The organism is Micromonospora wenchangensis (genome assembly GCF_002210435.1).
GTDB lineage: Bacteria > Actinomycetota > Actinomycetes > Mycobacteriales > Micromonosporaceae > Micromonospora > Micromonospora wenchangensis.
In genome coordinates, this window is sequence record NZ_MZMV01000033.1 from 39,354 (window position 1) to 54,713 (window position 15,360).

The 15,360-nt window shown below is 71.2% G+C and carries 13 protein-coding genes; 4 read left to right on the forward strand and 9 right to left on the reverse strand.

Features of this window, described 5'->3' with window-relative positions; all coding sequences use genetic code 11:
* Positions 1-9: 9 nt before the first annotated feature.
* Together B5D80_RS19575 and B5D80_RS19580 are read right to left on the reverse strand one after the other, a co-directional pair.
* Positions 10-711 carry a hypothetical protein gene (locus tag B5D80_RS19575; RefSeq protein WP_088645374.1) on the reverse strand — a complete coding sequence of 234 codons (702 nt, stop codon included), beginning with the start codon at positions 709-711 and terminating at the stop codon, positions 10-12.
* Between the two features lie 67 nt (positions 712-778).
* Positions 779-1,240 (reverse strand): peroxiredoxin, encoded by a 462-nt coding sequence (locus tag B5D80_RS19580; RefSeq protein WP_088645347.1) that lies wholly within the window; start codon positions 1,238-1,240, stop codon positions 779-781.
* Between the two features lie 164 nt (positions 1,241-1,404).
* On the opposite strand from B5D80_RS19580, the gene B5D80_RS19585 reads away from it, so the two are divergent.
* Positions 1,405-2,133, forward strand: coding sequence for an SDR family oxidoreductase (locus B5D80_RS19585; protein ID WP_088645348.1), 729 nt, complete (start codon positions 1,405-1,407; stop codon positions 2,131-2,133).
* 19 nt (positions 2,134-2,152) lie between these two features.
* On the opposite strand, the gene B5D80_RS34835 is transcribed toward B5D80_RS19585, so the two are convergent.
* Both B5D80_RS34835 and B5D80_RS19590 read right to left on the reverse strand, forming a co-directional pair.
* Complete coding sequence (locus B5D80_RS34835; protein WP_281253477.1) at positions 2,153-2,278, reverse strand: MFS transporter small subunit; 126 nt, start codon at positions 2,276-2,278, stop codon at positions 2,153-2,155.
* Complete coding sequence (locus B5D80_RS19590) at positions 2,275-3,684, reverse strand: OFA family MFS transporter (protein WP_088645349.1); 1,410 nt, start codon at positions 3,682-3,684, stop codon at positions 2,275-2,277. The genes B5D80_RS34835 and B5D80_RS19590 overlap by 4 nt, the downstream gene beginning before the upstream one ends.
* Positions 3,685-4,194: 510 nt before the next feature.
* Here B5D80_RS19590 and B5D80_RS19595 point away from each other — a divergent pair.
* On the forward strand, positions 4,195-5,163 hold the full coding sequence (locus tag B5D80_RS19595; protein WP_144081711.1) for a helix-turn-helix domain-containing protein: 969 nt from the start codon (positions 4,195-4,197) through the stop codon (positions 5,161-5,163).
* Between the two features lie 237 nt (positions 5,164-5,400).
* Here the strand turns inward: B5D80_RS19595 and B5D80_RS19600 are convergent, their stop codons facing one another.
* The 4 genes from B5D80_RS19600 to B5D80_RS19615 form a co-directional block, all read right to left on the reverse strand.
* A complete protein-coding gene (locus B5D80_RS19600) occupies positions 5,401-6,396 on the reverse strand; it encodes a TniQ family protein (protein WP_088645351.1) in 996 nt (331 codons plus the stop codon).
* On the reverse strand, positions 6,393-7,415 hold the full coding sequence (locus tag B5D80_RS19605; RefSeq protein WP_088645352.1) for a TniB family NTP-binding protein: 1,023 nt from the start codon (positions 7,413-7,415) through the stop codon (positions 6,393-6,395). The genes B5D80_RS19600 and B5D80_RS19605 overlap by 4 nt, the downstream gene beginning before the upstream one ends.
* On the reverse strand, positions 7,403-9,409 hold the full coding sequence (locus tag B5D80_RS19610; protein WP_245854779.1) for a Mu transposase C-terminal domain-containing protein: 2,007 nt from the start codon (positions 9,407-9,409) through the stop codon (positions 7,403-7,405). The genes B5D80_RS19605 and B5D80_RS19610 overlap by 13 nt, the downstream gene beginning before the upstream one ends.
* An 80-nt stretch (positions 9,410-9,489) precedes the next feature.
* Entirely contained in the window at positions 9,490-10,185 is a 696-nt protein-coding gene (locus B5D80_RS19615) for a TnsA-like heteromeric transposase endonuclease subunit (RefSeq protein ID WP_245854781.1), read from the reverse strand.
* A gap of 595 nt (positions 10,186-10,780) precedes the next feature.
* Between B5D80_RS19615 and B5D80_RS19620 the strand changes: the two genes are divergently transcribed.
* Both B5D80_RS19620 and lexA read left to right on the forward strand, forming a co-directional pair.
* Positions 10,781-12,685, forward strand: a complete 1,905-nt coding sequence (locus tag B5D80_RS19620; protein ID WP_144081712.1) for a hypothetical protein — start codon at positions 10,781-10,783, stop codon at positions 12,683-12,685.
* A 523-nt stretch (positions 12,686-13,208) separates the two neighbouring features.
* A complete protein-coding gene (lexA, locus tag B5D80_RS19625; protein WP_088645376.1) occupies positions 13,209-13,835 on the forward strand; it encodes a transcriptional repressor LexA in 627 nt (208 codons plus the stop codon).
* 549 nt (positions 13,836-14,384) lie between these two features.
* On the opposite strand, the gene B5D80_RS19630 is transcribed toward lexA, so the two are convergent.
* Complete coding sequence (locus B5D80_RS19630) at positions 14,385-15,254, reverse strand: hypothetical protein (protein WP_088645355.1); 870 nt, start codon at positions 15,252-15,254, stop codon at positions 14,385-14,387.
* Between the last annotated feature and the right edge of the window lie 106 nt (positions 15,255-15,360).

Consider the following 15,360-nt stretch of genomic DNA (forward strand, 5'->3'; position numbering starts at 1 on the left):
GGCCCGACCTCACCGCGCCTCGCGCAACTCCGCCAACCGCGCCTCGATCTCCGCCAACTCCGCCCGCAACTTCTCCGCCTGCTGCTCCGCCTCCGACCGCTCCGCCGACAGGATCTGCTCCACCGCCTCCTGCACCCCCGGCACATCCACCAACGCCACCATCCGCAACGCCTCCGCCGGCTTCACCACGTACGGCTTCGCCAACGCCTTCGCCCCCTGCTGCGCCGCCACCGTCCACTCACCGTCGGCATACGCCAACGTCACCGTCAACCCCGCCGGCCCCTTCGGCTTCGCCACCTTCACCGGCCGACGCGCCGCCGGCTTCTCCACCGGCACCGGCTGCTGCTCCACCCGCGACTCCTCCCGCCTCTGCACCGGCACCCGGGGCGTGTCCAACACGAACTCCGGCTCCACCTTCGCCGTCGGCTCCACCGGCTCCACCGCCGGCTCCGGCTTCGCCTCCACCACCCGACGACCCGCACCCCGCGGCGCCACCGCCAGATCGGCGGGGGAGAAGGGCAACTCGTCGCGCCCGAACCGCACCACCACGAACTCGTCCGACACCGCCGGATCGGTCACCTCCACCACCTGCCCCACCTGCCCGGCGATCTGCCCCGCCGACGCGGTGAACACCACCTTCGGCTTCCGCCCCGCCGCCAACGCCTCCCGGATACCCCGCACCTCGTCATCGGACAAACCCTGGCCCGCCATCACAGCCCTCTTTCGTACACGTGTTTTATTCCTGCCTTGATACCAGCCGACTGCGACACCCGGACAATCAACCCCCCAGCACCCGCAACGCCTCATCCGCGTGCTCGTTCATCCCCAACTCGCTGTGCACCACCGCCAGCACCCGCCGGTCCTGACCGATCACGAACGTCATCCGCCGCGTACTCAACGGCCCCAACGGCAACCGCCGCCGCACCCCGAACGCCTGCGCCACCACACCGTCGACATCCGACAACAACGGATAGTCGAACCCGTGCATCCGGGAGAACTCCGCCTGCTTCTCCACCGGATCCCGACTGATCCCCACCCGCTGCGCCCCCACCGCCGCGAACTCCGCCGCCAGATCCCGGAAATGACAACTCTCCGCCGTACACCCACGGGTCATCGCCGCCGGATAGAAGAACAACACCACCGGCCCCGCCGCCAACAACTCCGACAACCGCCGCGGCGCACCCGTCTGATCCGGCAGCACGAAATCCTCCACCAGATCACCGACACTCACACCCACCACACACCTCCACCGATCCGATCCGTCCGAAACGCGGTGAGCGTAAGCGATCACCCCACCCACCACCGCGCCACCGCGCCACGTGAGCACCCACACCCTGCCCACCCACCGGCGCGGACGGTACCGTCACATAAGCGCACACCGCACCGGCAGAGGAGCAGGGGGCAATGACCGCGGTCACCGTCATCACCGGCGGCAGCCGAGGCATCGGCGCCGCCACCGCCCGACGGCTCGCCGCCGCCGGCCACCACCTCGCCATCGGCTACCACCGCGACGACGCCGCCGCAGCCGCCGTCGTCGCCGACATCCACCGCCTCGGCCGCCGCGCCGTCGCCGTCCCCGCCGACACCACCGACCCCACCCAGATCGACCGCCTCTTCACCGCCGCCGCCGACCTCGGCCCCCTCACCGCCCTGGTCAACAACGCCGGCGTCACCAGCCCCATCGGCCCCTTCACCGCACTACGCCCCGACGACCTGCGCCGCGTCGTCGACGTCAACCTCATCGGCTACGTCCTCTGCGCCCAACAGGCCGCCCACCGGCTCACCCGCGGCGGCGCCATCGTCAACATCTCCTCCGCCGCCGCCACCCTCGGCAGCCCGGGGGAGTACATCCACTACGCCGCCGTCAAAGCCGCCACCGACACCCTCACCATCGGCCTGGCCAAAGAACTCGCCCCCCGCGGCATCCGGGTCAACGCCGTCGCCCCCGGCATCATCCGCACCGACATCCACACCGACTCCGGCGTACCCGACCGCGCCGACACCGCCGCCGGCCGCATCCCCCTCGGCCGCGCCGGCGAACCCGACGAGGTCGCCGGCGCCGTCGCCTGGCTGCTCGGACCCGACGCCACCTACACCACCGGCGCGGTGCTGCGCGTCGCCGGCGGCCTCTGACCGCCAGCGCCACACCCTCTCACCCGGTGAACAGCTTCGCCGCCGTCAGCACCGTCTGCACCACCCCGTAACTCAGCAGCACCGACACCACCGACCAGGAAACCCACAACCGGACCCGCTGCCCCCGGGAACCGTCCTCGTTCATCGCGCGCCACCCCTTTGCGTCGTCACCACGTCCGTGTCCCGCCCGCCGGTCGGCTCGTGGTACCGCTGCGGCACCGGACGCACCAGCAGGTTCGCCACGAACCCCACTGCCAGCACCCCGACCATCGTGAACAACGCCGGCCGGTACGCCGACGCCGTCAACGTCCCCGGCTCACCCTGCGCGTCCAGGAACGCGTTGACGATCAACGGCCCGGCCACCCCCGCCGCCGACCACGCCGTCAGCAACCGGCCGTGGATCGCCCCCACCTCGACCGTGCCGAACAGGTCCCGCAGGTACGCCGGCACGGTCGCGAACCCACCGCCGTAGAACGACAGGATGACGCAGGCCAGCAGCACGAACAGCGCCGTCGCCGTCTGCCCCACCAGGGCCAGCGCCGCGTACAGCACCATCCCCACACCCAGGTACACCAGGTAGATCGGCTTGCGGCCGAGCACGTCCGACGTCGACGACCAGACGAACCGGCCGGCCATGTTGAACAACGACAACAGGCCCACGAACCCGCCCGCCGCGGCCACCGACACCGCCGAGCCGCCCCCGTCGCGGAAGAAGTCCTGGATCATCGGGCTGGCCTGCTCCAGGATCCCGATCCCGGCGGTCACGTTGCAGAACAACACCACCCACAGCAGCCAGAACGCCCGGGTCCGCACCGCGTTCGCCGCCGACACGTTCGCCGTGGTCACCAGCGGCTTCGCCGCCACCGCCGCCGGATCGAACCCGTCCGGCCGCCAGTGCGCCGCCGGCACCCGCACGTTGACCACTCCGAACATCATGATCACGAAGTAGCCGGCACCCAGCGTGACGAACAACCAGACCAGCGCCGACCCCGAGGCCGTCGATCCGGCATCCGCCGGGTCGTACCCGGAGTCGTACAACGACAGCAGCTGACGCGACAGGGGAGCGGCCACCATCGCCCCACCACCGAACCCCATGATCGCCAGACCGGTGGCCAGCCCCGGCCGGTCCGGGAACCACTTGATCAACGTGGACACGGGGGAGATGTAGCCGATTCCCAGCCCGATCCCGCCCAGCAGCCCGTACCCGACGTACAGCAGCCACAACTGCCCGGTGGCGATGCCCAGCGCGCCGACGCCGAACCCGGCCGCCCAGAAACACGCCGCGACGAACATCGCCTTACGCGGCCCGTTCGCCTCGACCCAGGTGCCGGCGACCGCCGCCGACAACCCCAGCATCACGATCGCGATGCTGAAGATCACCCCGATCGCCGTCTGGCTCGCGTCGAAGTGCGCGATCAGGGAGTTCTTGTAGACGCTGGTCGCGTAGACCTGGCCGATGCAGAGGTGGATCGCCAGCGCCGCCGGGGGGATCAGCCAGCGGCTGTACCCGGGCGGCGCGACGGTGTGCCGACGGTCGAGTGCGGACAGCATCGGTGCTTCCTCTCCGGAACATCGCGGTGACGTGCTCCCGTCACATGCCCCCGCCGCCCACGGCGGGCAAACCGGTGCCGCGCCCAGCTGTCGCGTCTCACTTGACCTGAGCCAGCGGCGTAGCGCCTGAGCTGCACTGGCTCAAGATAGTGAGAATCAGCGCGGAAGCGTACCTCTCATTATCTTGAGCCAACTTGTGCTTGATGCAAGCCAGCAGCGCAGCCTCGATACCGGAAGCACCCTCCGGGAAACTGCTACAAGCGATCCGGCCAGCAGCATCATTGAGGGCCCGCTACCGGACCGGATTTGAACCAGCGGTGGGCTGCGCCGCGATGGCCGGGCTGTCGACGACGAGCTGCTTGCTCACATACGGCCGACCCACCATGAGAAGCCTGCACTCGTACGGCACTGTCCTGTCGCCATCCAGACCGCCGTCGCCGTCGCTCGGTCGAGCGCTCGCTGAGCGCTAATATGCTGTGAGTACTCGGCGGGCGCTCACTGGAGGTTGCCATGTCCCCGCAGCGAACCACCAACCCGGTGCGGCAGCGTCGCATCGAGCTCGCGCTCACCCAACAGGAAGCCGCCAGACGCGCCGAGGTCTCCGTCGCCACTTGGCGCCGTCTAGAAGCCGCCAGCGGGCTGGACGGGTTCAAGGCCGACAACGTCAGAGGCTTCGCCCGAGCGCTGCGCCTCGGAATGGCCGAGTTCCACCGGCTCATGGGCTCCGACGAGGTGGACGAGGTCGACCAGGAGAGCGGCGACCTGGTGCGGTTCTTCAATGCGTCCTTCACTGGTGACCCGATCACCGCGGCCGACGCGATGGCGCTGCACAGCACGGTCGCGTTCTCCGACTTCGCCCCGATGAACAGCAAGCGGTTCGGGGTGGAGCACGCCCTCGGGTGCGGCTTCCCCGCATTCCTCAAAGGAGAGGCCTCCATCAGAGAGGTGGATCTCCTGCGCGACCTTCCCGAGCTGGCGCTCACACAGGTGAACAACCACTGGCTGGTTCGGATGGGTGAACGCATCATGCGCGTGGGCGGCCTGCTGGGCGAAGGCCGAGTTCCCCGTGCCGTGTGCCTCGCCGACGAGTACGCCCTCTCCATCGTCATCATGAACACCGATCCACCCAGCGTCGGCGACGTGCTCCACATGTATCCGGGTCTGCACGACCGTGAGCATTTGGCGCCGCGCTACTGGGAGGACGAGGACGGACACGAACTCGTCGTGGACTGGCGTGATCGTATGCTCGGCGCGCTCCTGCCTCCAGAGGAGGCTCACGACTATCGGCGCCACGACCTCCTCGTCCTAGAGATGCACGGCCAAGGCATTTACGACGTCTCCGACCCACGCCACCCGCTGCGCTGGTTCGACCGTGACGACCTGCAGGAGCGGTGCCAGTCCTCCCTCGACTACGCCAGGCTGTCCGACGAGGAGAAGGAGGCACGGGAGAGGGAGGCGCTCGAGCGCATCGGCTGGTAGCACGTTGTGCTCGTCGAGCAAGGGCGGCGGCGACCTGGGCTGGCAGGCAGCGTGCCGCGCAGCTCAGCCAGCGGCGCCGCGGCGGGAACATGGCATGTCGCTGTTGGAGGACTGGCGGCCATGGCGGGTTCGGGCCGCCTGTCGGGTCGGTGCCTTTGGATTCGAGCGTTGAGCCGGGCGGTCGTGCTGTCGGTTTGCATGTCACGGAACCCGGCGGACCCCGGCCGCCCGGTTCGGTCACTGCCGCGCGTGGTCGGCGGCGCGGGCCTCGGCGGAGGGTTCGGGCGGGGGGATCACGCCCGTGGCGCCGATATACCGGGGTCGCAGGAGCCGTTCGCCGTCCGGGTCGTCGGGCAGCGGAGGGCGCCGCTGATGGTAGATCCACGAGTGCAGGGCGCGGGTGTGTCCCACCGGATGTGGCTCGGTCCTGCGGGACATTTCGTCGAAGAAGCGCTCCCGCTCGGCGCCATCGAGTGAGATCGCCGCGCGGCGCCAGAACGGTGAGGAGATCACGGCCAGCACGGTGACGACCTCGGGGAACTGCGCCGCGTACACGTAGGCCCACGGCAGGAACTGGGTGTGTTCGCGGGCGTGCAGACGCCGCAGCCGGTCGTTGGCGGGGGTCATCGCGAACGGGTTGCGGGACAGCTCGTGTTGTATGTCGTAGGCGTTGAGGAAGTGGTGGCGCACCCGCGGGTAGCCGTGCCGGCGGATCAGCCGCCGCAGCCGCACCTGCGCGTGGGTGATATCGGGAAAGTCGGCGATGCCGAGTTGGTCGTCGCCGTGGTGCACGCCGCGGCCGACCCACAGCCGGTGGCGTAGGCAGACGGCGTAGTCGCAGCGGGCCCAGATCGTCACTGGTCCGGTGATGCCTCGGCCGGCCGCGCACCGCCGGCACCACGGGCGTTGCTGGTTCGGATGCACGGGCAGCACCCGCCCGATCAGTGTACGCGTCCGGAGGTGCGGCTCGTGCTGGCGCACCTCGGGCAGCGCGTGCGCCAGACGCGTTTCGGTGAATCCGGTGACCGCGGCGAGGGCTTGCAGCGGGATCAGGTGCAGGCGTCGGCGGCCGCGGCGGCCGGTCGTGCTGAGATGTTCGACGAGCAGGTCGCGGGCCAGGTGGTTGCCGACCGCGAGCCGGCACAGGTAGGACTCCAGCGTCTCATCGGGCACAGGGGCGACGCGACAGGGCAGCCGCCGAAGCCTCGGCCCGCCGCCGGCGGCGGGGGTCATCGTCGGGAGCTGACGCGGCGGGACGCGGACTCGGCGGCGTGGTCGATGCGCACCGCGTCCATCGCGGCTTGGGTGAGCGCCTCGGTGCCGTCAAGGATCGCGCGGATCGCGGCGGCGCGGATCAGATGGGACAGGCTGCCGATCATGCCGCCGGTGCGGTGGTGCAGGTACTGGGCGAGCGCCGCCAGGGAGCCGGGCTCGTGACGGTGCAACCGCAGCGCGCTTTCCATGCCGGCGACCAGCTGCCGCCACTCGTCGTGGTAGGGGAACGGGCCGGTGGCCACGAGGACGCAGCGTCCGGCGAGTTGCCGGCCTCGCACGCCGGTGAACATGCCGGTGCGCTCGATGTCGATGCCGGCGTAGATGAACGTGGCGGGCAGGTGCTCGGTGAGGTACTTCATGTGGTCGGAGTGATCCTCACCGGCCGACGTCGCCATGTTGATGTTATGCAGCTCGTCGACGATGACCAGTTCGCATCGCACATCGATCAGCAGCTGGCAGACGGCGTCGGCGATGTCGGTGGCGTTCGCCCGCGAGGACGCGGGCAGGCCGAGGAACCGGGCGAACTCCATTGCCATCTTTCGGGGTGAGCCTTTCGGCGGGGCGGTGACGTAGACGACGGGGATCCGGTCGCCGCCGCCGGGATAGCGGGCCCGCACCCGCAGTTCGTGCAACCGGCCCAGCTGTTTGATCGCGGTGGTCTTACCGGTCGCCGCAGCGCCGGAAACGATCAGCCCCCGGCGGGCGCCCTTCTCCCGCTGGTTCATCAAAGCCAGCAGCCTCCCCTCGTGGTTGATCTCCCGGATGGCGGAGGTGGTGACCACGACGAGTTCGGCGTGATGGGCGATGCGCGCCTCGTCGTAGCGCAGCCGCTGCGGACTGCTCAGCGCCGACCACTGGTCCTCGGCCAGCAGCGGGAAGTCGACCGGATCGGCGTCGACGAACCGCTGCCAGCCGTCGACCGTCGTGGTGGGCTGCAGACGGTCCTGCAGTTGACCGGCGTCAATCAGAATCGCCACTTCTTCGCCTCCTCCCGCGCGTCGAACACCGGCAGCGGGATCACCGGCGCCAGCGCTTCGGCGGTGTCGTACGAGCTCTGGTCGTCCTCGGCGGGCGGGGCGGGTTCAGGTCGGGGACCCGACGGGGTGTTCGTGACCCGGGTTCGCCCGGCCACCCGCCGATCCCTGCTGGTCGCGGCGGCCCCTTCGGGCTGCGACGCGGGACCGCGTTCAGCGCGCTGCAGCAGCTGCGCCGCCGCGTCGGCGATGTCGGCTTCGGTGGCCTGGTCCTGGCCCCGGTGACGCAGCACGTCGCGGGCGTGCTGCCAGGCCAACTCGCCGAACGGGGCGGGGCTGGCGCGCAGATGCGTCCACCCGACGGTGATCCAGCCGCTACGGCGGTGGTCCCGCACCCAGATCCGGGTGACGTCGTAGGGGTCGAAGTGCACCTCCCACAGGCCCTTCTTCGCGGTGATCCCGGAGTGCTCACCGCGGTAGTCGTTGAGCGCCCGGTCGTCGTAGGTGCGCCGGTGCAGCCGGATCCCGGACCGGGTGATGGCGTTCCAGGACACCGGCAGCAGCTCCACGTAGTCTGACGCGCTGAGCGCCACCGGCACGTACCCGGCGACCTCGACGAGCGCGGCGTACTGCTCGTTGGGCGTCAACGCCAGGTCCGGGGTCAGCGGATCCCGCAGCCCCTCGTGGGGCCGGTTCTGCCAGACCGTCACGATCCACTCGTCCAGCAGCGCCTGCAACTCCACCAGGGACCACACCGCGTCCTGCCCGGCGCGGGCGCCGCGGTGCTCCACACCCCGCCCGACGTAGCCGGCGACGTACTGCGCGAACAGGGTGTTCATCGATGCGAAGCTGCGTTCGACCACGCCCTTCTCCCACGGTGAGCCGCGGTGGGTGGGCTGGAAATTGATGCCCATCGCCCGGCAGGCCGTGCGGAACGTCTGCGACACGTACGCCTTGCCGTGATCGCAGACGATCGTCTCCGGCACGATCACCGGCCGGCACGCGGCGTGCGCCAGCCGCTGGTCCACGGCGGTCAGACGACGGTGCGGCAGCACCGACCGGGACATGCGCAGCGCGTCGGCCCACCCCGGACGCATCGGCTCCGGGGTCAGCGCCCGCGCCAGCAGCACCGCCGCGTCAGCGGCCTTCGTCGTGGGCCGCAGCACCGCCGCCGGGATGCTGCGGGTGGCCAGGTCCACCATCCAGGTCAGTTCCGCCCGGTCCACGACCCCGTTGTCCAACACCACCCGCACGTCGATCGGTGTGGAGTCGATCTGCACCCACTGGCCCGGCCGCACCGCCGTCACCGACCCGAAGGGGCCTGGCGGGGCGTGCGCCCGCGAGCGTCGGGTCGCCGCCGAACCAAAGGTGTGCTTGCTGCGCGCCAGCCGGCGGACCAGACGATAGAACGTCGCCTGCGACGGCAGGCTCGGAGCCGCCGCCCCGTGCTCGGCGGCCAGGATCTGCGTGACCCGCCACCGCAGCCTGTCCACCGTGCCCGTCGAACGGTCGGTCTCCTCCTCGATCGCCCGCACCGTCGCGGCCACGACCCGTTCATCGGTTCTGCCGGTCGGACCGGATACCCGCGCCAGGCGCTGGTCGATCAGCCCCCACAGGCCCCGCTGCTCGTAGGCGGCGCGCCGCCGCTTGAGCGTGGCGAAGCTGACCGTGTGCCCTGCCGCCTGTAACTCGGCGAGTTTGGCAAGCTCACGCTGACGCAGCGTGTGCCGGCTCGGATCGTATTGCGGCCGGGGCGCCGAGGCGGGCGCGGCGTCCGGGGCCACGCCGGTCAGCACCTCGATGAGGTGCCCCTCCCACCAGCGCGCCCTGGTCACCGCGGCCTCGGGCAGCACCTCGAGCATGCCAGCCGGTGGCAGCGGAGCGGCGCCTCGCGGTGTGGACACCCACTCCAGATCACCGCTGGTGAACACCTGGCTCAGCGGTATCACGCTCTCGGCGCCGACGACATCCTCCAGCCGCACGCCGCTGCCCGTCACGGCCGCCACTACCCACCGGGCGCCGCGCAAGCGGACCTCGTCACCGGCCCGCAGCATCCGCGGTCGAGACACCCCCACCGTCACTCACCGCCCCCGCGAACCAGCGACCCCGCCCCCAGCGGCGCCGCGTCCAGGTCCGTGCGCAGCACCTGCCGCCAGAGCAGATGAAACACCGTGGGCAGCACCGCGATCGGATCCCCCACCCGCCGCACGCCCTCCATCAGCTCAGCGCCGCCGGCGAACACCCGCACCAGGTCAGCCGCGCGAGCAGGGTGCAGGCATCGGGGATGCCGGTACCCCGACAGCCACCGCAGGTTCGCCGTCCGCGCCTCGCTCATGCCCGCGACGCGGCGAAACCCCCAGCCGACCGCCGCGCATGCCTGCTCGACAACACCCGGCGCCGTCGCGTCCTCGTCATCGACCGCACGCCCCGGCAGCACATCGGCCACCATCGCCGTCCCATCGTGCAGGCGCGCGAAGAAGGCCGGCGTGTGCGTGAGCACCCCTCGCTCGGACTGCCACGCGAAACGCAACGGCCGTGAGGCCAGCCGCACGACTTCGAGGTCGAAATCCCAGCCCATGACATGATCGCGCTCCCGCCACGACTGGTAGCCGACGTGATCGCCCGTCGTGGCGAACCACCACAACCCGACGAAGCCGCGCCTGCCGTGCGCCGGCGACAACGGGCGGACCGGCTTCAGGGACTCGAACGGCTGCATCCAACATCGATCCAGGAATTCCGTGTGCTCCTGTCCGTCCGTGCCGGTGAAGCTCACCTCGATATGCCGCTCGGCGCTCCGTGAACGTGCGAGCGCGGGGGACAACCGGGCTATCACGGGCAGGCCCTGGTCGGCGCCGCGCCCCGAGCCGCCGGCCGGCCCTGCCGCACCAACGGCCGCAGGGATGTGGAACCCGATGCGGCCGCGGCCCGCAGGGGCGCACGAGACACGAAAAGCGCGACGCCGACCCTATCGCCGAGCACCGGACAGGAACCACGTGTGGCCATCGGCTGACCTCCCGCCTGCGGGAAGCTCACCGTAACCACTGAGCCAGGCGCCTGTCACCATCGCGGCGTGGCGTGCGCTGCGGCCGCGAGTAGGCGCCAGCCCCGTCACCACCACGTCGCGCACTACGGCCGCCGGACTCGGCGCCAGCCCCCACCTGACAGGGCGCGTTCGGGCTCGGCACGGCTGCCGCCGCAGTGGCCAACCTTCGGGCGAAGGCTACCCACGGGGCGCACCAGAGCCTCGGGTCCCCGGGCGCGGCGCATCTGAGCACACCTGAGCGAGCGCAAATCCGCCGCCGCGCTCCTGCGTGCGTTGCTCAGTCCTCAATCGACTGTTACCTTTTCCGCAACAGGAAGGTGCAGGTATGGCAGTGGATCGTTCTCGTCCGCACACCCTCGCGCAGTTCGCCCGTCGGGCACGGATGAGCGCCCAGCGGCTGCGCGTGCTGCAGGGTGAGCGTAGGCTTCCGGACCCGGACGCCGTCGACGCCGACGGGCACCATGTGTGGTTCACCGCCACCATCGACAGGTGGCTGCGGGCCACTGGCCGGCCGGTGCCCGCAGATGCGGTGTGGCCATTCGGGTGGCCCGACGCGACCGAACCCGCCGAGGTCATCTGGTCCGGTGACATCACCCTGCCCCGCGGCCACGCCGCGGCGGTCACGATCTTCGACGCGGCCGGTCAGCCCGTCGTCTACGCCGTCGGTTACACCGGCCAGGACGTCAGCCGCGACACCATCGCCGAGGCCGCCATCGCCCAACTGGACCCGGACCGCCGTCCCGGCGCCGTCGTCGTGCAGCCGTTCCTGCTCGATCCCCGACCCGACGGCCCGCATCCCCATCTCGAGCTGTGGCGGATGCCCGAACAGGCCGAACCGCCGGCGCATGTCGCACCGGACCCGCTGCCCGGTTTCCTGCGCCGCCTGCTGCCGGCCCGCGCGCCGGCCACCACCACCACGACCACGACGCCGCCGCCGCTGGTCCTGGGTCGGCAGCGCCGGCCGGACGCACCGGAGTACGCCGGTTCCGTGTGGGCGTCCGAGGCCGCCCGGCTGCTCGGCCGACCCGTGCCCCTGTGGTGGGCGGGCACCGTCACCCCTGAGATCGTGCGCACCGTGCGCCTGTTGGACCAGCCGAGGCCCCTACCAATCCCCGACACCGTCACCGACTGGCCCGCCGCCATTAGCCGACTCAGCGCCGCGCTCGAGCACAGCCTGCACACCACCCACCCGCAGGCTTTCGCGCTGCTCGCCCGCGAGACCCGCGCCGTGCATCAGGACGTGGTCGCCACTCTGACCCACCCCACGACCGGGGACGGCTGGTATATCGCTGCCGCGCCCACGCCGCCGACGTGGCCGGCCGTGGCCGAACAGCGCGCCGCCGTCGCCGCCGGCCGGACCTTCGACCCGGACGCCGCGGGCGCTGAGCTCGCCCGACTCGCTGAGGTCGAGGCCAACCTGCTGTGGCAGCCCGACGACCCGTACGGCGCGGCGCTGCGCGAGGCAATCCTGATGCTGCGCGGCCAGCTCGCCGCCACCGACCCCGAGACGGTCTACACCTTCCCCGTCACCTACAGCTGGCCCGACGCCCACGGGTCGATCTGCGAGGAGTACCGCCGCCACCTCACCGCCCTGGCGCCCGCCGACCGTCACGGCGACCCGACGCACCCCACCCGCCGCCTCGTCCGTCTGCTCACCGAGGACGCCACCGACACCGTCATCGCCCGCCACCAGCTGCTCGACCGGGCCCGCCGGCGTCTGATCGGCCTCTACCGCGACCCCGACGGTCGTCTCGTGGCGCACCTGGCCTCCGGCGCCGCCGAAATCGCCGACGAGCTGCTGATCGAGTGGCCGACGAGCATGCCCCCGGACGGATGGACCGCGCAGACCGTCATCGCCGCGGACAAGACCTACTCGGCGACCGGGCTGTTCGCCCTCACACCCGGTCCCGACGGTGCGCTACTACCTCCGCAACCCGTGCCGAATCCCGGCGACGAACCACGGTTCACCTTCGGCTACGACGGCAACTCCCCGGCCGCCCTCTATCAGGCCCTAGTGCGGTGCGCGCTGCGCGAGTGGGACGCCGCAGCCCAGGAAAGCTGGGTGCAGCAACTGTCCGCCCGGCCGCAGGACACCCGCCACCCGCACAGCCGGCTCTGGCAGCAGATCACGACCAGCCAGAACGCGCTGCGCCTGTCGTGGGCCGACGTCCAGCAGTGGGCCCACGAGGATCAGCAGGCCCTGCTCCAGCACCGTCGATCACCTCGGTGACGTCACGGCCCCGGACCTCCCGAGATCGAGGCCGCCCGCCCAGCCCCTTCGGCACCGCACACGCCGCACAGGGGCTGCCCCGGTCGGCGAGACCATCAGCGCCGTCCGGGCAACCCCCGGACGGTGACGTCGTGCGCTGGCGCGCCGTGACAGGGCCCCCGCGTCGTGGTCCGCAGGGCTCGCCCGATCGCGGAGGCGCCGACCGGGCGGGCGTCCTCGGCGCCGACGCGGACACCGGGTCAAGGCTGCTCAGGGACGAAGGTCGCGACACGTGCACCGCATCGCTCGGTGCGCAACAGCGAACCGGCCCTGATCGCCTCGATGGCAACGCCGAGTCCTCGCCGTTACGACAACGCAGACAACCGCGCGGGCCGACGCCCACCCGCGAAGGGCCGCAAGGTAGGCAGCAACGCACCTGCCACCCGCCCCGCCGGCGGTCGTGTCAGAGTGGCGCCACATCCGAACCTACGCGACCCGCCGACGATTAGTACACGTGATCGAACGCGCAGGGTATGGTGCGGGCATGACCTCGTCGGATGGTGCTGAGCTCAGTGACCGACAGCGGCAGATCCTGGCGATGATCCGCGAATGGGTCGGGCGTCACGGCTACCCACCGTCGGTGCGGGAGATCGGCGCCGCTGTCGGGCTCGGGTCTCCGTCCTCGGTGGCGTACCATCTGAGGGTTCTGCAGAGCCACGGCCTCGTGCGCCGGGCCGCCCACGGGGCTCGTGCCGTCGACGCCCGCCCGCGCCACGACCGCGTCGCTCAGCCCCGTCGCGGCGTCCGGGTCCCGCTGCTCGGCGCCATCGCCGCCGGCGTGCCCATCCTGGCCGAAGAGCACGTGGAGGAGATGCTGACGCTGCCGGCCGCGCTCGTCGGCCGCGGAACGCTGTTCGCCCTGCACGTGCGGGGCGAGTCGATGATCGAAGCTGGCATCTCCGACGCTGATGTCATCGTGGTGCGGCAGCAGGCTGTGGCCGACAACGGCGACATCGTGGCCGCGTTGATCGACGACGAGGCCACCGTCAAGGTCTACCGGGTTCGCGACGGTGTCGTCGAGCTGGTGCCCCGCAATCCGCTGTTCCCCGTCATCCCCGGTGACCAGGCGCGGATTCTCGGCAAGGTGGTCTGCGTGCTGCGCCGAAGCTGACCCTGGGCACACGCCGGTCTCACCGACAGGCGGCAGGACGTATCAGCGCCCCGGGCGGTCCCGCATGGCCGTGAGTCGCCGGGGTGACAGCGCCGCGCTCGGTGGCCCGCCGGCGGTGGCAGGGGTGATCAGGGGTTGACGACCGGGCGAGACGCCCGCCCGCGCGACGTGGACGTGGGCTGAGACCGACCTCGTTCCCGCCAAATCGGTGCAGGTCGCCTGCGGCGCGGGCACGGACCGTCGTCGACCTCGGGTCCTTCCGCCTAGAGCGGATCTGCGGCGCCGGGGGGACCGCACGGTTCATCCCGGTCGGGGGGAGAGAGATGCCGGCCGTCAAAGGCACCGACACCATCAGAGACGCCGCCGTTGCCTTCGACACTTACCCAGTCCACCTTGGCGCATCTCGAAACCCGCTGTAGCCGCCGCGGCAGCAGCGAGGCGGCTGCCGAACGCGGCGGGCGGCACCGCCGGCACGGCGACGAGGGGTTGACCGACGGCCCTGCTCCGACCCAGGGCCGGCGGGTCAACACGGTGCGCGTTGTGCTGGCGTCAGGCCCGGCGCCGCTGCTCGGCCAACCGAGCCAGCATGCCCGCGGTGCCGGCGATCAAAGCCGTCGCCTCCGCGCGGCTGTACTCGAACTGGCGGCCCAACTCGCCGCGATGCGCCGCACCGGACTGCGCGGCGAACAGCGCCTCGGCGATGAACGCGAACCGCTCGGCCACCGTCCGCTTCTCCTCGACGCGGGGGGTGGGGTCGGCCGCCTCCCGCCTGCGGACCGCCTTGACGGTCGCGAGGGTCTTCTCGGACTTGCGGACAAGCTCCAGCGCCCGGCGCGCGGCGATCAGCGCCGGTTTGATCTCGTTGTTGTGCAGAAGCGTCCGTGCCTCCCGCAGGTCCTGCCACGCGAGGCTGTAGTCGGCGCCGGCGACCATCGGCACCAACACCTCGATGAAGGCGCCAGCATCGACGCGCTGCACCTGCGTGGACCACTCGCCGGCGCCGACGTGGAAGCTGCCGCTGCCATGGCGCATCATCAGCTTGGGGGTCAGGCCCTCCACGGACGCGACAGTGATGGCAATGTGGAACCACAGCTCGTCACCGCGACGCAGCTCCTCGATGACGCGCAGCTGCTCATCACTGACGAAACCGGCCATCTCGAACGCGCCGGACCGCACGGCGGGACTGATCGGGTGGCTCCCGTGCAGCGGACCCAACAGCCGCAGCTCCTGCCCCGGCCGGCGGCACACGTACAGCAGCCCCGACACCTGAAACGGGGAGGCGTCCGGGGCGTCCGCTTGGCGGCTGACCTGGCACCGCATGCTCAGGTGCGCGCCTGCGACGGCGGGATACAGGCTGAGCAGGGTGCGGTCGGGCTCGATGTACAGCCGATCGTCATTGCCGAGCTCGATGGTCAGCATGAGGTCTCCGTCGGTGGGGTGGGCAGGTCGGGTGGCTCGTGCACCCTACGGCCGCCGGCCGACACCTGGGTGGGCCCCATCGCCCTTCTCGTCCGCCCGCAGTGGC